Raw genomic sequence first — 17,636 nt, 5'->3', positions numbered from 1 at the left:
AATAGGGAGTATTTTAGCCGTTAAAAGGCCTATTCAGTCCTTATTTCACCGCAACTCGGAGGGGATAAGGCGCTAGTGCTATTCGAAACGAGATTCCAGACTCGATAGCCCGTTCAACGTCAGATTGTTAGCGACCTCCGAAATGCGCTCGATGGGCACCGAGCCATCGGAGAGTGCCCACGTGCGGTAAATGCCGATAATGCCCGAAAGCAAAAACGCCAGATAATAGTCGAACAGCTCGTCCTTTAAGCCATCGGGCAGCAGACCGCGCTCGGCAATCTCATGTTCGAGCGGCGCACGAAGACGAGCCATAAAGTCGTCGAGCGGAATGTTTTCAATCAGCTGGCGATTGAGCACCAAATTGTTGCACAGCGCCTCGTTAACGGTTTTGAAGAAGGTCGCCGCCGCTCCGAGTGCGCGCTCGTTGGTGTTACCGCCCATAGAGGAAAGCGTCTTCTCGACTGAGTCGACAATCATCTCGACCACATCCACGGCAATGGCATCGAGCAAGCCGTCCACCGTGCCAAAGTGCACGTAGAAGGTCTTACGGTCGACATTTGCCTCGCGCGCGATGGCGCTCACCGTAATATCGGCGAGGGGCTTTTCCATCAGCAGTCGCTCGAATGCCGAAAGAATCGCATTGCGACTGCGAACGATGCGGCGGTCAAGGCGCGGTTTAGTGGTGGCCATAGACGTGTCCCCTTCATGTCAACTGCCCACCTATAGCTCCTGTACAAGTGGGAGATAATCAACGTAAGAGGATTATCCTACATCTAGCATCGCAATGACGAGCATCATTAAGAACGCACGACTCACCAACTGGGCTCTAGGGCCGCTTCTTTTTATTGAGCGCCGCAGGGGAAACGCGGATACCGTCGCCAGTCTGACGAACATAGGTCTTCCGTGCCGGTTTAGAGGCCACAGCAGTCTTTTGAGCATGCTGATTAGGGTCCACGGTAACCTGAGAGGCTGGATGTGCCTTAACGGACGCAGAAGGCTTCTGAGGAGTGCGCCCGAGCTTGCACATCATACGGTCCCAGCGCGCATGGATACTCTCGTTATGAGCGCTCTTAAGGCCCAAAAGAGGGGCGGCCAAAATGGTCGGCGCGATAAAGGTGATCAGACGCCAAAGCAGATAGCCGGCAGTCGCTGCCGTGCCAAAAAAGTGACCCAGGAACAGCGCGAAGCCGCCCTCGGCACCACCGGTGCCACCAGGCAGCGGGACGGCGGAACTCAACAGCTGTACAAAAGCACTCGCCGCCATGACCGAGAAAAAGTCAACGTCGTACTGACCAAAGGCAAGCATCAAAAAATACGGAACCAGGTAGAAAAACGCCAGCTGCAACATGGTGATGACGACCGTGAGCAGCATGGACGAAAAATGGCCGGCAGAGAGTTTGAATTTCTCGGAGAACGAGTAGATCTCGCCATCGACAAAGGTACGCCAGCCCTCGATCTTAGTAGCGGAAACGCCCATGCGCTCGAGCCAATTGATAATACAATGTGCGACGCGCGTGACGGTCTTGGGCATCAACGCCACGGCAAAGATGCCGAGAAGAATGCAGCAGTGGCCGCCAAAACTAAAGACGCAAAGCAGCGTCATGTCGCCATAGCGCTCGGCGAAAAACGGCATGCGGGCGAGCAGCAGAATGGCACCCCATGCCACCAAACCAAACTGGTACACGATAAAGCGGGTGAACTGCGTGGCACCCGCTTCGCCCACATTTTGGCCGGCTTTGGTCAGGCGATAAATCTGGGCAGGCGTAGAGCCCATCATCATGGGCGTCAGGTTGCCAAAGAAGATGCCGCTCGCCTCGACCGAAATGAGGTCGCGGATGCCGACAGGCGAATTGGGATCGAGCCATACGGCAATCGCGTACGCCACGATGCCAAAAAACAAGTATAGGAACATGCAGAAGCACGCGGCAGCGAGCCACGGCGCCTGAACGCTAGCCATGGCGGCCCAGAACTGACCCATCTGACCGGTCACGACCAAATAGACAATATAGCCCACCAGCACAATGCCAATAAAGATGGCACCACGACGTGCGCTCTTGTTGTCATCGCCGCCCGAAACATCGACTTGAGGCTTTGGGGTATGCTGAGAGGACTCCGTCATGAGGCTCCTTCTGACCGTCAATGTATCTGGCCTATTGTACCCGTATGGGAGATAAGCAAAACGTAAAGCTATGGGGCAAATGGGATGAACAGACAAGCCCGCATGTAATAAAAAACCCGACCTTCGAAAAGAAGGTCGGGTATCCAAAACTTGGTAGCCCGTACCAGATTCGAACTGGTGATCTCCGCCTTGAGAGGGCGGCGTCCTAAACCGCTAGACGAACGGGCCATAAGCCTCAGCAGAAAAGAAGTGGTAGCCCGTACCAGATTCGAACTGGTGATCTCCGCCTTGAGAGGGCGGCGTCCTAAACCGCTAGACGAACGGGCCACATGACATCTGCACTGCCGTACTGCGAGGACATATATTACGGGACAAAATACGCGAACGCAAGAAGAAATTCCAAATTGGCCAAATTTTGTCGTGAGGTTATGGAACACACAGGTCAACCTGGTAGCTAATTTGGGACGGGGCTTTTTTAGCTACCCCTGCCAGAATCACGATTGTTCGTCCTATTGACAGCGGGGGTAGCTAAAAAAGCCCCGTCCCAAAAGAGCTACCCCAGGTTGAGGTGGGCCAGAAGGGCTTCGCGGGTATTGGGGACGTTGTCTTCGATCACGGCGTCGAGGGCAACGTTGAGCAGCTGTCCCAGCTCAGGCCCCGGTTTGACGCCGGCGCGAATCAGGTCCCCTCCATTGATGCCAAGCATCTTAAGCGTATAGGGCTCCCCAGCTTCCAACAGTTCGTGGGCGAGCGAACGCATCTCCTCGATCGTCTCGACGTAATAGAAGCACGACGGTGCCTTACCCAGCGTATCGGCACGCTTAAGGTCCATAAGCTCGTCAATCAAACGCGGCGTGTCGACGCCCTCACCCGAAAGCGAGCGCATCATATTGAGCAAACAGGAGCGCTCGGGGCGCAACGGCTTATCGTGATACCTGATAAGCAGACACACGTCGCGAACCAAATCGTGCGAAAGCGCCAAGCGATCCATAATAGCGCGCGCTTTCTTGGCACCAAGCTCAGGATGACCGTAAAAGTGGCCGCTGCCCGCATGATCGACCGTAAAGCAATCGGGCTTGGAGACATCGTGCAAAAACGCTGCCCACATTAAGCTCGACGAAGGCGCCACGCCGTCACACAGTGCCAGCTCCCCCGCTACCGTCAAAACGCGAGCGATATGCTCGTAAACATTAAAGGCGTGGTAGACGCTGCGCTGGTCAAACCCACGAGCCGGCGCAAGCTCGGGCACGGCGGCGCAAACAAGCTCGGGATAGCGTAGCATCGCGTCTCCCCCGTGACCGGTCGATAGAATCCCCTCGAGCTCGATGCCCACGCGTTCGCGTGCCACGGCATCGAGCAGCGGCGAGCACTCGGCAAGCGCCTGTTTGGTCTTAGGCTCGATCATAAAATCCAGACGGCAGGCAAAACGCACGGCGCGCAGCATGCGAAGCGCATCCTCGTTAAAGCGACGCTTGGGATCTCCGACGGCACGAATCAGCTTACGCTCCAGGTCGCCCTGGCCATCATAACGGTCGACAAGACCGCGCTGGGGATGCCAAGCCATGGCGTTAACGGTAAAGTCACGACGCGCCAGATCGTCCTCAAGCGACGCCGCACGCTCCACACTCTGGGGATGGCGACCATCGGTGTAAAAACCGTCCAGGCGATACGTCGTGACCTCAATACGCTCATCGTCACAAAGGGCGGTAATGCCGCCAAATTTTATGCCCGACTCAACCACCGCAATGCCGGCTGCCTCGAGCGCCGCCTTGGACTCTTGCCACAGGCCGCTACAGCACATGTCAACATCGTGGCTGGGACGTCCCATCAGGGCGTCACGCACCCAACCGCCTACGAACCAGGCCTCGAGACCGGCGTCCTCGAGCGCACGTAGCACGCGCAGGGAGGCATCTGTGGGCTGCGTACCGTTGAGCGAAACATTACACATACCTATGGCCTCCTACGCTTGCAAGCGTTAAACGATGGTTCTCAAGCAGTCTAGCAAGAAACAAGCGTGAGCGCACATGAAATCACATCGTCGATTCGCGCGAACGAGACAGTAGAGCCCATGCGGCCAACAGATAAAAACACCCGCCTCGGAGATCCAAAGCGGGTGTTCGGCAACGATGTGTCTAAACGGTTAGCAGACCTGGCGAACGTCGATGTGCTTCTTATATTCGTCCACCTTGGCAAAATCGCCCAAACCAGGGCACTCGACCACGTTGGCACCGGTTGCCATCGAGAGGCGCAGGGCGTCCTCGACGCACTCGGGGGCATCATGCCACACGGACAGGAAGGCGGCAAGCGAGGAATCGCCGGCGCAGACCGTCGAGAGCAGCTTGACCTCAAAGGTGCGTTTGGCAAACCAAATGTGCTCGCCGTTGGAGAAGTACGCGCCGTCGCCACCAAGGGTCAGCAGCACATTCTTAGCGCCCTTGGCGTGCAGCTCAGCCATAGCGCACTTAACGGACTCGTCGTCGCCACCGCTCACCTTAATGCCAAAGATGTCGAGCAGCTCGTCGTCGTTGGGCTTAATAAGCAACGGCTCCATGGCAATGAGATCGGCCAGCTGATGGCTCGAAATATCGAGCACGAACTCGGCACCCTTTGCCTTAACACGGCGAAGAACCTCGGCCAGGAAACCCTCGGAGGTGTTGGGGGGCAGCGAGCCGCTAATGACCAGGCAGGTCATGTCGTCGAGCGAGTCGATGAGCTCAAACATCTCCTGCTCGTTGGCAGCATTGATGGCAGCGCCTGCATTGACCATGTTGTACTCGGTATCGGGACCGGCGTTGAGGAAAACGTTGACGCGCGTGATGCCGTCAGTCCACACGGGCTTGACGGGCACACCCAGGGCCTCGGCGCCCTTGACGATATACTCGCCTGAGAAGCCGGCAAAAAAGCCCAGGATCGTGGTGTCGACACCGTAGTGATCGAGGGTGAACGAGACGTTGAGACCCTTGCCATTGGGCGAATAGACCGCGTTGCGCGTGCGGGTGACGGTGTTGGCGGAAAGTCCGTCGCAGGAAATGTTGTAATCAATGGCGGGATTTGCAGTGAGCGTGTAAATCATGAATGTTCCTTTCACAAAGCAACGTGATAATGAAAGTATATTCCACACCTTGTGAAAAGACCATAGCAACTCGGCGAACGGTGTAGAACGCGTGCAGGTCGCCAGAAAAGCAGCAAGGCGGGGCAAAAAATCAGGAATGGTTGCCCTGAAGCTCATTTGCAATTAACAAAAAGCGCCCCAGCTTAAACCAGGGCGCCATATAGTCAAGAATATGTAGCGTTTCGCTTACTTGCGATCGAGCTTGCGGACAGCAACGCGCTTGCTATACTCATCGACGTGACCGAAGTCGCCGATGCCCACGGACTCGGCAACGTTGGCGCCGGTGGCCATAGCGAGCTTCATGGCCTCCTCGACGTTATCGCGATCCCTGTACCACTTGTGCAGGAACGCAGCGAGCGTGCAGTCGCCGGCGCAGACGGAAGAGACCAGCTTGATGTTGAACTCACGCTTAGCGTACCAGATGTCCTCGCCGTTGGAGAAGTAAGCGTCGCCGCGGCTACCACGGGTGAGCAGCACGTTCTGGACGCCGGCATCGTGAGCCATCTTCATGGCAACGCGGACCTCGTCGTCGGTGTCGACCGGCACGCCAAAGATGGCCTTCATCTCGTGATGGTTCGGCTTGATGAGCAGCGGCTTCTTGTGAGCGAGCTCCTTGAGCTTGTCGGAAGACAGGTCCAGGACGACGTCGGCGCCACGAGCCTGAGCGTGATCCATGACCTGAGCCAGGAAGTCGGGCGTAGCTTTGGGAGGCACGGAGCCGGAGACGATCAGGCACTCAAGATCGCCCGCGGTGTCCAGGATGTTGTAGAGCTCCTTCTGGTGCTCCGGCGTAATCGGGGCGCCGGGGTTAAGGATGCCGTACTCGTGCTGGCCATCGTTGACATAGGTGTTGATACGCGTGATGCCGTCGGTCCAAACCGGGCGGCACAGGCAACCCAGGTTCATGACCTCCTCGACGATGAACTTGCCCGTGAAGCCGGCGAAGAAGCCGAGCGCGACGGTGTCGACGCCCATCTTCTTAAAGGCGAAGGACACGTCGAGGCCCTTGCCGTTAGCCGTGTAGCTGGCCGAGCCGGTGCGGACGTTCTCGTCGGGCTCGAGCGGAGAGCTCGAAACCGTCATGTCGACAGCCGGGTTAGCGGTTAGCGTGTAGAACATTTACAGTACCCCCTGTATATTTGAGGGCCGCGCGGCCAGCCCATTCCAACCACGCGGTTACCTCTGATACCAAATTAGCGAGCGGCAGCCTCAAGCAGCGCCTTGACCTCTTCGGCAGTGTTGCAGGCGAGCGCCTTCTCGGCGAGATCGTCGCACTCGGCCTTGGTCCACTGGCTGATGGTCTTGCGGGCGCGAAGGATAGACGGAGCGCTCATCGAGAACTCCTCGAGGCCCCAGCTGATCAGCAGCGGCTCAAGCAGCGGATCGGCAGCGGCCTCGCCACACATACCGACCATGATGCCAGCCTTGACGCCGCTCTCGATGATGTTCTTGAGCGAGCGAAGCACGGCGGGATAGTACACCTGGTACAGGTTAGAAATGGTGTCGTTACCACGGTCGGCACACATGGTGTAGCCGATCAGGTCGTTGGTGCCGATCGAGAAGAAGTCGGCGACCTCGGCCAGGCGGTCAGCGATCAGCGATGCGGCAGGCGTCTCGACCATAATGCCGACCTCGATGTTCTCGTTGAACTTGCGGCCCTCTTCGGTCAGCTCGGACTTGCACTCCTCGACGAGCTCCTTAACGGCCAAGACCTCCTCGACGCAAGTGACGAGCGGGATCATGATCTTGACATCACCGAAGGCGCTGGCGCGAAGCAGAGCGCGGAGCTGTACCTTGTACTGGTCGGGGTTGGCCAAGCAGTAACGCACGGCACGGAAGCCCATGAAGGGGTTCTCTTCCTTGACCATGTGCAGGTACGGGATCTCTTTGTCGCCACCCACGTCGAGCGTGCGGATGATGACCGGAGCGCCATTGAGCGCGCTGGCAACCTTGCGATAGGCGTTGAACTGCTCCTCCTCGGAAGGAAGCTCGGCGGAATCCATGAACAGGAACTCGGAGCGGAACAGGCCAATGGCCTCGGCGTCGTGATCGAGCGCGTTGGGCACGTCATCGGGGTTACCGATGTTGCAGGCAATGATCTTCTTGATGCCATCGGCAGTCACGGACGGCTTGCCACGGAAAGCCTCGAGGGCTGCCTTCTCGGCAGCGAAAGCCTCGGCCTTGGCGGTGTAGGCGGCAAGCGTCTCCTCGTCGGGATCGGCCTCGACGATACCCTTGCCACCGTCGACGACAACGGTCATGCCGTTGCGCAGCGCGGTGCAGCTGTTGGCAACCGAAAGGACAGCCGGAATCTCGAGGGCGCGGGCGATGATCGCGGAGTGCGACGTGCGGCCACCGGTCTCGGTGACGATACCGGCAACGTGAGCCTTATCGATCGTGGCGGTCATGGACGGCGTAAGGTCGTGCACGACAACAACAGTGTTTTCGGGCAGGACGGAGAGATCGACGACCTCCTTGCCCAAAAGCTCGGCCAGAATACCGGTTCGGATGTCGGCGATGTCTGCCGCGCGCAGGCGGAACATCTCATCGTCCATGGACAGGAACATGTTCTCAAACATGGTCGAGGTGTCCATGAGCGCCTGCTCGGCGCAGGTGCCGCCGTCAATGGCGGCGTTGATGGCGTCGGTCATGCCCGGGTCCTGAGCCAGGACGATGTGTCCGCTCATGATCTCGGCCTCGGCCTCGCCCACCGTCTCCTTCATGTGGTCGGCCTGAGCCTGGGTCTTCTCGCAGAAGACCGAAAGGGCGGTCTGGTAGCGCTCCTTCTCTGCTGCCGAATCAGCAACCTCGTGCGGCTCAAACGTCAAGTCGGGTTCGACGGCAACCATGACGGTGCCGATACCGATGCCCTCGGAAGCGTTGACTCCCTGATACATTCCTATTCCTCTCTCCGTGTCATGTGATAAAGCGTTTTGCCATATCCATGACAAAAGAGCGCAGTTCCCTTTAAACAGGTCACTGCGCCCCCAAATATGAACTTAGTTGTTCAACATGCGACCCGTTTGAGTTCTACTCGCCAAGACCGCTCTTGATGAGCTCGATGGCAGCAGCCAGAGCCTCGGCCTCGTCAGCGCCGTCGCACTTGACCTCGACCTCGGTACCGCAGGGGATGCCGGCAGCCATGAGGGCCATCGGGGACTTGCCGTTGACCTCCTTCTCGGGGGTGACGACCGTCACGTCGCAGGCGTACTTGCCCATGGTGGAGGCGAAGAGGCCAGCCGGACGCATGTGAAGACCCTGAGGATTAACGAGGGTAGCCTTCTCAGAAACCATAATTGACTCCTTTTTTGTGTTTAACCCCTATCAGCCATGCGACAGGAGCCATATTCACGACGTTGATTATATTAACTCACATCAAACGGTTTTTCATTATGTTTCGCACGAATTGTTGGACAGATGTCGTTCCTGCACGCTCGCCTGCCGGGCGGGGCGGTTAAGTTTGCTGCTCTACAGTCCTGCGCAAGACGGAAAGCACATTAAGTGCTTTCCTTTGCGTGCGGAACTCGCGACAAACTTAACCGCCCCGTCCGGCAGGCGAGCTGCGGAAACTCGGTCGGTCCAGAGCAATATCGTGCGAACGAAATTATGGCTGATAATTTATTCGCCTGGTTGATCTGGTTGATGCGGTTGTCTATGCCCTCTTGTGAACTGAGGAATATGCCGAACTGTCGGCAGAAAGGGAACGTCCCTCAGTACCGGTTTACTTGAAAAAAGGCGGGGACCCCTGATGGAGTCTCCGCCTTATATACAGGGGGCGATGTTATTCGCAAGCTGCGGGATTAGACCAGACGGGCGTTGATCGTCTTAGCGATCTCGGCAGCGTCGATGGAACCCTTAACGGTGGCACGGAAGCCCTCGTCCATGAGCGCCTCGGCGACCTTGGACAGGATCTTGAGGTGCGTGGTGCCGGCCTGGGCACCGGGGATGAGCAGGGCAATAGCCACGTTGACGGGAGCGCCGTCCATGGTGTCCCAACCGGTCACGCCAGAGTCGTCCTTGACGACGATGACGGCGGCCTCGGTAATGGCATCAGACTTGGCATGCGGAATAGCGAAGCCCTCCATCATGCCCGTGGTGCCCTCGGCCTCGCGGGCCAGGAAGGCGTTCATTACGGCGTCGGCGTCGTCAGCGATACCGGCCTTGACAGCCTGGTTGGAGACAAAGCTCAGGGCCTCGTCACGAGAAGCAAAATCCTCGGCGACAAAAACGTTCTCGACCTTCACGAAGTCGGAAGCCTCAGCCTTGGGGGCCTCGACGGCAGCGGCCTTGGGAGCCTCGACCGGCTCAGCGGCAGCGGCGGGAGCGGTCTTCTGTTTCTTCTCGAAGTCATACTTCTTGAAAGCAACGAACAGGATGCCACCGACCACGGCGCCGATGAGGATCGCGAGGACCCACAGCGGACCGTTCTCGACAACGGGCAGGACCAGGAAACCACCGTGAGGCGCCGGATCGTGGACGTTGAACATAATGGTCAGGATCGAGGCGATGGAGGAACCGAGCATCATGATGGGCATGACGGGCCAGATGTTCTTGGTCATGAACGGAATGGCGCCCTCGGTGATGTGGGTGCAACCAAGGATGAGGTTGACGATACCGGCGTCATGATCCTCCTGGCTGAAATACTTCTTGCCGACGATAACGGCAAAGGTGGTGATCAGCGGCGGAACGATGCAGGCGGCGGAGACGGCAGCCATGAAGTTGGTGCCGAAGTTATAGGTGTCGGTGCCGACACCGGCAGCCAGGGCCTCGGTAAGCATAGCGGTACCGGTGACGTAAGCAGCCTTGTTGACCGGGCCGCCCATATCAAAGGCGCACATGCAGCCAATGGCAAGACCCAGGACAACAGCGCCAGAGGCAGACAGACCCTTGAGGAAGTCCATCATGGCGGTGTTAATGGCAGCCATGGGGCCGGAGATGCCGAGCATGACCAGGCCGACGATGGCGGTCGAGAACAGCGGGTACAGGAAGATAGCCTTGAGGCCGTCCAGGTTCTTGGGCAGCTTGGCAAAAACCTTCTCGAGCAGCAGGATGACATAGCCAGAGAGGAAGCCGCCGACGATGCCGCCCAGGAAGCCGAAGCCCACGCCGGCACCACCGGCATCGATCATGCCGGTCTCGGCATTAACGGGCAGGCCCTGGATGGCGATCATACCGGCGACAAAGCCGGGAACGAGCGCCGGGCGCTTGCCGATGGACTCGGCGATATAGGCGGAAAGCACGGGAACCATGAGGTTCATGGCGATGCCGCCGATGATCTTGAGCATAGCGGCAAAGCTGTTGTAGTCGGCAGCCGTCGAGTCGAAGGACGTGATGCCCCACAGGAACGAAACGGCGGTCAGAACACCACCGGCAACGACGAAGACCAGCATGTGGCTGACGCCGTTCATGAGGTGCTTATAGATGATGTGACCGATGGACTCCTTCTCCTCGACCTCATCCTCGACATCGGCAGCAGCCGCAACCGTGTCGTCGCCCTTGGCGGCGAGAGCGCGGTCGATCAGCTTACCGGCAGCCTCGACGGACAGTGCCTTGGAAACACCGACGGAAACCATGGGCTTACCGGCGAAACGCTCCGCCTGGACATCCTTATCGGCTGCGACGACGACGGCCTTGGCACCGGCGATCTCACCCTTCGTGAGTTCGTTCTCAACACCGACCTGGCCATGAGTCTCGACCTTAATGGTCAGACCGCGCTCGGCAGCTGCCTTCTCCAGCGCCTCCTTCGCCATGAAGGTGTGCGCGATGCCGGTCGGGCAACCGGTGGCGGCGATGATGTCAAACTTAGCCATGTGTCCCTCCTTCTTGAGTACTGCGCCCGCGGGCGCTCCCCTACACGCGCTACGGTGCGCGTTTTTCCACTCCTGAAAGATACCAAGCCACCGCTTATATGAGAAGCAATCAAGCCTATTTCTCCGGTGAAAGGTTCTTTCACAACCGTAAACGGTCGATGAAAGTTTACCATCAACTTTTGAAACAGCAAGGTGTATCTTGTAATTGATTTCCCCGTATACTAGAGCGGCACACAACAAGACAGCTTTTAATGCCAACTAGGAGTCATTCATGTCCGATAGCAGCAAGAGCGCACTCTCCCTTATTAGCACGCACAAGGGATACAGCGAGTCCGAGCAGCGCATTGTCGACTATATCCTAGAGCACCAGTCCGAGGCACCGCTCCTAACAGCCGCGCAACTCTCGCGCGCCGCCGCAACCTCCGAGGCCACCGTCTCGCGCTTCTGCCGCAAGCTGGGCTTTGGAAGCTTTCGCAGCTTTCAGTTTTCGCTGGCGCGCGATCTGGAGAGCCAGCGCAGTGAAGGCCTCACAGACGAGGTCTCGCTCGATAATATGGAGCAGAGCCTCAAAAACATCCTCGCCGCAAAGGTCAGTGAACTCAATGCGACCATCGATGGCATTGATCACGATACACTGGCAGCCGTCGTCCACGCGTTTAAGAACGCAGGGGCTATCGAGTTTGCAGCCGTAGGTAATACCAACGCCGTTGCGCTCGACGCGACGTTTAAGTTTTCGCAACTGGGCCTTCGCTGTATGTCAAGCACCATCAGCGAGACATCAATCGGCTTTGCGCTCACGTTGCGCCCCGGCGACGTTATCGTGCTGATCTCGAACTCTGGCAAGTCGCGTCGACTGAATCGCATGGCAAAAGCGGCTCGAGGCTGTGGTGCCACCGTAGTCGTCATCAGCAGCGACAGCAAGTCTCCGCTTGCTCGCCTAGCCGACTACACCTTTAATACCGTGAACCACGAGGCGCTGCTCACCACGGGCGACTTTGCGTTCTCCAAGATCAGCGCCACGATGATCATCGAGGTTATCTACAACTTCCTGCTGCCCGAAATCGAGGACGCCCGAGAGCACATTAGCTACTACGAGGAGCTTATCCAGCCGGATAAGGTCGTGGAATAGAAATTTTGGCGAGCCGACAAACGCCACTCGCCACGAAACCGGCCCATCTACTACGTTTTATCAGTATGGCCCAACCACAAACCGAAAATAGAAAAACCGCAGGCGTTCTACCTGCGGTTTTCTTTTTGCAATTCAAGGCGTGGTTGCCGATAGCCTATTAAACGTAGTAGATGGGCCGGTTTCGTGGCGGCCGGGTCGAACATACATGTAACGGCTCGGCCTAAGCACGCGCTTCCTCGAGCATCTGCTTAGCGTGGGCCAAGCTCGCCTCCGATTGATCGCCGCTCAGCATACGGGCGATCTCTGCGGTACGGGCGTCCCCGGTCACCTCATCCAGATGGGTTTGGGGAACGTCGCCCGGCTCTTTGCTCACCACGTAATGTTTGTCGGCCATGACGGCGACCTGCGCCAGGTGCGTTACGACAATCACCTGATGCGTTGCGGCAAGATCTGCCAGAACGCTCGCAAGGGCGCGTGCAGTAGAGCCGCCAACACCGGCATCGACCTCGTCGAACACCAACGTATCCACGCCGTCCGCGTTACCCAAAACAACCTTGCTCGCCAACATGACACGGCTCAGCTCGCCACCAGAAGCAATGCGGCGCAGGGGGCGCGGCGTCAATCCGGCACCGCTACGATACAAAAGCTCGTAGCTCGAAGGACCCGCCGGCGTCCACTCGGCGCGCGGAAGATCGCGCGAGTCCCAAACGAGCTCGGCGCCGCCCATCTCCAGGCGCGCCATCTGACGGCCAACCGCGTGGCAAAAGTGCGGGGCTGCCGTATTGCGTGCACGCTTAAGTGCCTTGGCGGCGGCGAACAGTTCGCGCTCTGCCGCGCCAAGCGCTTCGCGCGCCTTCTTAATCTGCTCATCACCATCGTCTACCAGCGACAACAGCTCTCGCGAGCTATCGCGCATGGCAAACACGTCGTCCATGGTGGGACCCCACTGACGCAAAAGTCCCTTAAGGTCGGAATACCGCTCGCGCATACGAGCCAGCTCGCGCGGGTCGAAGGCGACCCCATCTCGATAGGCACGCAGCTCGTTGGCACAATCCTCGAGCGAGATGCAGGCATCCGAAAGCTCATCGGCGATATCACCCAACTTGCGATCGACAGTAGCCATGCGTGAAAGCTCCGCCACGGCGCTGTTCACGGCATCGAGTGCTCCCCCTTCGGCAGCAAGCGACGCATGGGCATCGTTGGCCGTTGCCACCAGCACCTCGGCATGCTCGGAGCGCGGCAGCAGCTCCTCGAGCTCCTCATACTCACCCGGCTTGGGGTCGACCTCGGCGATACGCTCCAGAGCGAAACGCGCTTCCTCGACACGACTCCCCTGCGCGCGTGAGGCCTCTTCGACGCGACGGACCTCTTTGGCAGCCGCGCGCGATGCCTTAAGGCAAGCACGATAGCGATCGAGCGCCTCGAGCGCCGGGCGCCCCGCCCATGCATCGACCATGGCAACATGATGCGCAGGGTCGAGCAGGCGCTGGTGCTCGTGCTGGCCGCAAAGATCCATCATCACGCCGACGCGCTCCGAAAGCTCGCGCACGCTGGCGATGCGGCCGTCAATTTTTACGCGGCTGCGACCCTCGGCAGAAAGGCTGCGCTGCACGGTGAAGCCCTCCGTGTCGTGCGGGCCGTCAAACAGGCGCGCCTCGACGTTGGCAAGCGTCTCGCCCTCGCGCACCGTCGACGAATCCGCGCGCTCGCCCAGAATGAGTTTAAGCGCCGAGAGCAACGCAGTCTTACCGGCGCCGGTTTCTCCGGTCAGAACCGTTAAGCCCGCGCTCGGAACCAACGTCGCCTCGCGAATGAGGGCAATGTTGGAAACCTGCAGCTCATCGATCATGACGCACTCCGTAGAACACGCGGCTCACCGAGTTATAGAAGCTCTCGGGGCCGTAATCCAGCAACAGAACATCGCCGGGACCGCGACGCACGGCCACGCTCTCGACCGTGCCATCGCAGGTAATAAACTGTCCATCGATGGCGATCGCAGGCACGCTCGGGCGGTCATCGGACATAAAGATCTCGACGACATCGCTTGGCGAGGTCAAAAAGGCGCGAGCCTGAATGGTATGTGGGGCGATGGGCACGCAAACCATGCCCGTGTAATCGGGACTGACGATGGGGCCGCCGGCGGAAAGCGCGTAGCCGGTGGAACCGGTCGCTGTCGAAACGACGACGCCGTCACCGCGCAGGCGGTCGATATGATGGCCGGACACCGTGATGTCGAACTCAACCATATCGGACAGGGGCCCGCGCGTAAGCGCCATATCGTTAAGGGCAAACGTGCGCACGACATCCTTCGTGCCATCTTCGCGCACCGAAACGATATCCGCGGCGAGGGTGGCGCGGCGACTCACATGGAGCTCACCGGAAAGGGCATCGCTCACGACCTGCAAAATATCGCGATCCTCGGGGCTCGCAGCCGTCAAAAAACCCAAATGACCATAGGAAAGGCCCAGAATGGGGATCTCGCGGTAGTTGAGAATGCGGGCGGCACGCAACAGCGTGCCGTCGCCGCCGAGCGTAATGACCAGGTCGGCATCGTCAACATCGGGCGCACGCTGGATCTTGGAACGCTGATCGGCAGCCCATGCGACCTCGTAACCCTGGCGCGAAAGCCAAAGCTCGAGCATCAGGCCGCTCTCGACCGCCTCTTGCTTGTAGTAATTGGGAACCAGAAAGACCTTCATAGCGTTGCAGCTTTCTCGCTCAAAGCCGTTACCTGTGATTGCAGCTCATCGTCGGCGCGCTCGCCAGAGGCAAACCTCGTGCCGTACAGGAAAAACTCGACGTTGCCCTTGGCGCCATGGATGGGCGACACGCACACGTCGAGCGGAAACAGGCCCTTGGCGGCAAAGAGCTCAATCGCCGCCACAAGCGTATCGCGGCGGACGGAGGGGTCGGTCACGATACCGCCCTCGCCCACCAGCGCAGCCGGCGCCTCAAACTGCGGCTTTACGAGCGTGCAAAACGAACCCGAAGGCTTCAGGCACGCCAACACGGCGTCGATGATATGCGCGATACTCGTAAAAGACACATCGCAGACAGCCAAGTCGATAGCGCCGCCGTAGCCAAGCTCGGGCAGTTGTGTCACGTTGGTGCGCTCATGGAGCCTCACGCGCTCGTCTTGGCGCAGCGACCAATCAAACTGTGCGCGACCCACATCGACCGAAACGACCGTTGCGGCGCCACGCTTGAGCAGGCAATCGGTAAAGCCGCCCGTGGAGCAGCCCACATCGAGGCAAGCAAGGCCCATGGGATCGATCCCAAACGCATCGAGCGCGCCCTCGAGCTTGAGCCCGCCGCGCCCCACGTAGGGAATACGGCCCTTCACGTGCAGGGGCAGACCGGGCGTCACCTTAAGGCCCGGCGAGGTCAAACGCTCGCCGCCACTCGAGACCAAGCCGGCCATAAGAGTGCGAAGGGCATCCGCGCGGTCGGCGCAGATGCCCTGTGAAATCAGTTCGTCATCGAGACGCACGCGTTTCATGAATGCCATCAACCATTCGTATCCGGAGACGCGGCCTGGCTATCCTGGGATTCGTTTGCCGCATCCTCATCGTATTCCTGCTCGAGCTTATCGGCCTCACGAGGCGTCAACTCAAACTTGTCGACCATATCGACCGCACGGGAGCCAAGTTCGATCGCCTCGTCAAACAAATCGAGCGAACGCTCCAAGGACGTATCCTTGGAGCGAACGGTAGCGATGATCTGGTCCAAGCGGTCCGAGATCTCGTCGAAGTTGCGGACGGAACCCTCTGGCATGGCTACTCCTCGACGGTACCGGTCTCGGCCTCGGCGACCTCGGCACCCTCGTCGAGAACGCCGGCCGCAGCCTGAGCGGCGGCAACCTTGGCGGCAGCCTCGGCGGCCTGGGCCTCCTCGCGGGCGCGGTCCTCGGCCAGCAGCTCCTGATACAGGTCCTCGCCCGGCAGCTCCTCGCTACGCGCGATCTTGCCCAGCACGCCATTGACAAACGACGCGGACTGGTCGGTGCCATAGGCCTTGGCAAGCTCTACAGCCTCGTTGATCACGATGGCGTCCGAGACCTCCTCGTCGGTGAGGAAGCGCATCTCATAGACGGCGATACGCAGCAGATTGCGATCGGCGCCGGGCATGCGCATAAGATCCCAGTTCTTGGCGATGGAGCGCAGGGCGCAGTCGATGCGGTCGATATACTCGTAGGCACCGCGGCACAGCTCCAGAGCGTAGGGGTCGAGGGGACCCTTCGAGATCAGGAAATCGCCCTCGAGGACGCGCTCGAGCGGGCTGTCCGTCGCCTCGGCCTGGAACAGCAGCTGCAGCGCCTGACTGCGGGCAAGCGTACGCCCGCGATAAACCTTAAGGCTCAAAGGTTACTCCTTGGGGAAAACGAGGCCGTCGATGCAAACGTCAACGCGCTCGACCTCGACGCCTACCTGGGCATCGATAGCTGCGACCACGGCGGAGCGAACGGCCTCGGCGAGTTTCTTGAACGGATAGCCAAAGAACACCACGACGCGCACGGTGAGTGCGAGCTTGTCACCGATGACCTCGGCCTCTACCGCCGGATCGGAAGCCGGGGACTTGGACGAAAACATCATGGAGACAAGGTTGGTGGCAAGGTCCTTGACGCCCACGGAGGCGATGCCCTCGACATCCGTGACGGCGCGCGAGACGATGGCGGTCAGAACATCGGGCGAAATACCGATGCCGTCAATCTTGATTTCCTGGGGCATGAGTCCTCCTAGAAGAGTTGGTTGCTAGACGCGGGAGACGAACTTGCCGTCGCGGGTGTCAACCTTGATGACCTCGCCCTCGTTGAGGTACATCGGGACCTGGATGACAGCACCGGTGTCGATGGTGGCCGGCTTGGTGGAACCCTGAACGGTGTCGCCCTTAAAGCCCGGGTCGGTCTGGACGATGGTGGTCTCGATGAACATCGGCGGGGTCACGCCCATGAGCTCGTCGTCGGCGAAGAGCAACTGGCAGGTGTCGTTCTCGCGCAGCCACTTGGAGTTCTCGCCCACCATGTCCTCGGGAACGGGAACCTGCTCGTAGGACTCGTTGTCCATGAAGATGTAGTCGGCGCCGTCGTTGTAGAGGTACTGGAACTCACGGGTGGTGAGCATGACGCTCTCGAACTTGGTACCGGCGTTGCAGGTGTTCTCGACGACACGACCGCTCTTGATATCGCGGGTCTTGTAGCGCACAAAAGCACCGCCCTTGCCCGGCTTGACGTGCTGGAACTCGACGATGGTGTAGACCTTGTCCTTAATGCGGAGACCGAGGCCGTTCTTGAAGTCGGCGGTAGAAATGGTAGGCATAGCGACCTTTCTTGTTATGGGTAGAACGCACAAGCGTCCAAATTACATACGAGCGAAATTATACACTTGCAGGCGGCGCCTGCGGCGAGCGCATAAAAAGAGAACGCGGGGCGCCCGAATCATTTCGGACGCCCCGCTTCCAAAATCAAAC

At 59.2% G+C, this 17,636-nt stretch carries 16 protein-coding genes and 2 tRNA genes; 1 reads left to right on the top strand and 17 read right to left on the bottom strand.

What is annotated here, in order from left to right; genetic code table 11:
• Positions 1 to 78: 78 nt before the first annotated feature.
• From ACQQ92_RS04285 to ACQQ92_RS04240, 10 genes are all read right to left on the bottom strand, one after another.
• The gene (locus tag ACQQ92_RS04285; protein WP_427795872.1) at positions 79 to 690 is read right to left on the bottom strand and encodes a TetR/AcrR family transcriptional regulator; all 612 of its coding nucleotides are present in this window, start codon (positions 688 to 690) and stop codon (positions 79 to 81) included.
• A gap of 136 nt (positions 691 to 826) precedes the next feature.
• Complete coding sequence (locus ACQQ92_RS04280; RefSeq protein WP_427793548.1) at positions 827 to 2,119, bottom strand: lysylphosphatidylglycerol synthase transmembrane domain-containing protein; 1,293 nt, start codon at positions 2,117 to 2,119, stop codon at positions 827 to 829.
• A gap of 151 nt (positions 2,120 to 2,270) precedes the next feature.
• Positions 2,271 to 2,347, bottom strand: a tRNA-Glu gene (locus ACQQ92_RS04275).
• A 22-nt stretch (positions 2,348 to 2,369) separates the two neighbouring features.
• A tRNA-Glu gene (locus ACQQ92_RS04270) sits at positions 2,370 to 2,446 on the bottom strand.
• Between the two features lie 226 nt (positions 2,447 to 2,672).
• Positions 2,673 to 4,067: a CCA tRNA nucleotidyltransferase gene (locus tag ACQQ92_RS04265; protein WP_427717346.1), complete on the bottom strand. Its 1,395-nt coding sequence runs from the start codon at positions 4,065 to 4,067 to the stop codon at positions 2,673 to 2,675.
• 192 nt (positions 4,068 to 4,259) lie between these two features.
• Positions 4,260 to 5,192 (bottom strand): 1-phosphofructokinase family hexose kinase, encoded by a 933-nt coding sequence (locus ACQQ92_RS04260; protein WP_427795871.1) that lies wholly within the window; start codon positions 5,190 to 5,192, stop codon positions 4,260 to 4,262.
• Between the two features lie 225 nt (positions 5,193 to 5,417).
• A complete protein-coding gene (locus ACQQ92_RS04255; RefSeq protein ID WP_154515554.1) occupies positions 5,418 to 6,350 on the bottom strand; it encodes a 1-phosphofructokinase family hexose kinase in 933 nt (310 codons plus the stop codon).
• 74 nt (positions 6,351 to 6,424) lie between these two features.
• Positions 6,425 to 8,128 (bottom strand): phosphoenolpyruvate--protein phosphotransferase, encoded by a 1,704-nt coding sequence (gene ptsP, locus ACQQ92_RS04250; protein WP_427728175.1) that lies wholly within the window; start codon positions 8,126 to 8,128, stop codon positions 6,425 to 6,427.
• A gap of 133 nt (positions 8,129 to 8,261) precedes the next feature.
• A complete protein-coding gene (locus ACQQ92_RS04245; RefSeq protein ID WP_022094575.1) occupies positions 8,262 to 8,525 on the bottom strand; it encodes an HPr family phosphocarrier protein in 264 nt (87 codons plus the stop codon).
• A gap of 506 nt (positions 8,526 to 9,031) precedes the next feature.
• On the bottom strand, positions 9,032 to 11,041 hold the full coding sequence (locus ACQQ92_RS04240; protein ID WP_427795870.1) for a fructose-specific PTS transporter subunit EIIC: 2,010 nt from the start codon (positions 11,039 to 11,041) through the stop codon (positions 9,032 to 9,034).
• Between the two features lie 271 nt (positions 11,042 to 11,312).
• Between ACQQ92_RS04240 and ACQQ92_RS04235 the strand changes: the two genes are divergently transcribed.
• Positions 11,313 to 12,170, top strand: coding sequence for a MurR/RpiR family transcriptional regulator (locus ACQQ92_RS04235; RefSeq protein ID WP_427795869.1), 858 nt, complete (start codon positions 11,313 to 11,315; stop codon positions 12,168 to 12,170).
• 220 nt (positions 12,171 to 12,390) lie between these two features.
• On the opposite strand, the gene ACQQ92_RS04230 is transcribed toward ACQQ92_RS04235, so the two are convergent.
• From ACQQ92_RS04230 to efp, 7 genes are read right to left on the bottom strand one after another with little or no spacing between them, the layout of a single operon-like run.
• A complete protein-coding gene (locus ACQQ92_RS04230) occupies positions 12,391 to 14,019 on the bottom strand; it encodes a DNA repair protein RecN (protein WP_427795868.1) in 1,629 nt (542 codons plus the stop codon).
• The gene (locus tag ACQQ92_RS04225) at positions 14,009 to 14,869 is read right to left on the bottom strand and encodes an NAD(+)/NADH kinase (protein WP_427728169.1); all 861 of its coding nucleotides are present in this window, start codon (positions 14,867 to 14,869) and stop codon (positions 14,009 to 14,011) included. Before ACQQ92_RS04225 ends, ACQQ92_RS04230 begins: the two co-directional genes overlap by 11 nt.
• Positions 14,866 to 15,669: a TlyA family RNA methyltransferase gene (locus ACQQ92_RS04220; RefSeq protein WP_427795899.1), complete on the bottom strand. Its 804-nt coding sequence runs from the start codon at positions 15,667 to 15,669 to the stop codon at positions 14,866 to 14,868. The genes ACQQ92_RS04225 and ACQQ92_RS04220 overlap by 4 nt, the downstream gene beginning before the upstream one ends.
• An 8-nt stretch (positions 15,670 to 15,677) precedes the next feature.
• On the bottom strand, positions 15,678 to 15,944 hold the full coding sequence (locus ACQQ92_RS04215) for an exodeoxyribonuclease VII small subunit (protein ID WP_154515533.1): 267 nt from the start codon (positions 15,942 to 15,944) through the stop codon (positions 15,678 to 15,680).
• Between the two features lie 2 nt (positions 15,945 to 15,946).
• On the bottom strand, positions 15,947 to 16,531 hold the full coding sequence (gene nusB / locus ACQQ92_RS04210) for a transcription antitermination factor NusB (RefSeq protein ID WP_427747358.1): 585 nt from the start codon (positions 16,529 to 16,531) through the stop codon (positions 15,947 to 15,949).
• A gap of 3 nt (positions 16,532 to 16,534) precedes the next feature.
• Positions 16,535 to 16,897, bottom strand: a complete 363-nt coding sequence (locus ACQQ92_RS04205) for an Asp23/Gls24 family envelope stress response protein (protein ID WP_427717319.1) — start codon at positions 16,895 to 16,897, stop codon at positions 16,535 to 16,537.
• Between the two features lie 24 nt (positions 16,898 to 16,921).
• A complete protein-coding gene (efp, locus tag ACQQ92_RS04200; protein WP_154515524.1) occupies positions 16,922 to 17,485 on the bottom strand; it encodes an elongation factor P in 564 nt (187 codons plus the stop codon).
• Positions 17,486 to 17,636: the final 151 nt, after the last annotated feature.

It is taken from the genome of Collinsella sp. SGI.241, assembly GCF_050312955.1.
In the GTDB taxonomy this organism is placed as follows: domain Bacteria; phylum Actinomycetota; class Coriobacteriia; order Coriobacteriales; family Coriobacteriaceae; genus Collinsella.
The sequence above is the reverse complement of the archived record's forward strand: the minus strand, read 5'-3'. Positions and strand labels throughout refer to the sequence as shown.

Coding starts and splice junctions, on each gene's coding strand:
- ACQQ92_RS04280 (WP_427793548.1), bottom strand. CDS start 2,119: ATGACGGAGTCCTCTCAGCATACCCCAAAGCCTCAAGTCGATGTTTCG.
- ACQQ92_RS04235 (WP_427795869.1), top strand. CDS start 11,313: ATGTCCGATAGCAGCAAGAGCGCACTCTCCCTTATTAGCACGCACAAG.
- ptsP (WP_427728175.1), bottom strand. CDS start 8,128: ATGTATCAGGGAGTCAACGCTTCCGAGGGCATCGGTATCGGCACCGTC.
- ACQQ92_RS04225 (WP_427728169.1), bottom strand. CDS start 14,869: ATGAAGGTCTTTCTGGTTCCCAATTACTACAAGCAAGAGGCGGTCGAG.
- ACQQ92_RS04260 (WP_427795871.1), bottom strand. CDS start 5,192: ATGATTTACACGCTCACTGCAAATCCCGCCATTGATTACAACATTTCC.
- ACQQ92_RS04285 (WP_427795872.1), bottom strand. CDS start 690: ATGGCCACCACTAAACCGCGCCTTGACCGCCGCATCGTTCGCAGTCGC.
- ACQQ92_RS04265 (WP_427717346.1), bottom strand. CDS start 4,067: ATGTGTAATGTTTCGCTCAACGGTACGCAGCCCACAGATGCCTCCCTG.
- ACQQ92_RS04230 (WP_427795868.1), bottom strand. CDS start 14,019: ATGATCGATGAGCTGCAGGTTTCCAACATTGCCCTCATTCGCGAGGCG.
- ACQQ92_RS04220 (WP_427795899.1), bottom strand. CDS start 15,669: ATGAAACGCGTGCGTCTCGATGACGAACTGATTTCACAGGGCATCTGC.
- ACQQ92_RS04240 (WP_427795870.1), bottom strand. CDS start 11,041: ATGGCTAAGTTTGACATCATCGCCGCCACCGGTTGCCCGACCGGCATC.
- efp (WP_154515524.1), bottom strand. CDS start 17,485: ATGCCTACCATTTCTACCGCCGACTTCAAGAACGGCCTCGGTCTCCGC.
- ACQQ92_RS04215 (WP_154515533.1), bottom strand. CDS start 15,944: ATGCCAGAGGGTTCCGTCCGCAACTTCGACGAGATCTCGGACCGCTTG.
- ACQQ92_RS04255 (WP_154515554.1), bottom strand. CDS start 6,350: ATGTTCTACACGCTAACCGCTAACCCGGCTGTCGACATGACGGTTTCG.
- ACQQ92_RS04245 (WP_022094575.1), bottom strand. CDS start 8,525: ATGGTTTCTGAGAAGGCTACCCTCGTTAATCCTCAGGGTCTTCACATG.
- ACQQ92_RS04205 (WP_427717319.1), bottom strand. CDS start 16,897: ATGCCCCAGGAAATCAAGATTGACGGCATCGGTATTTCGCCCGATGTT.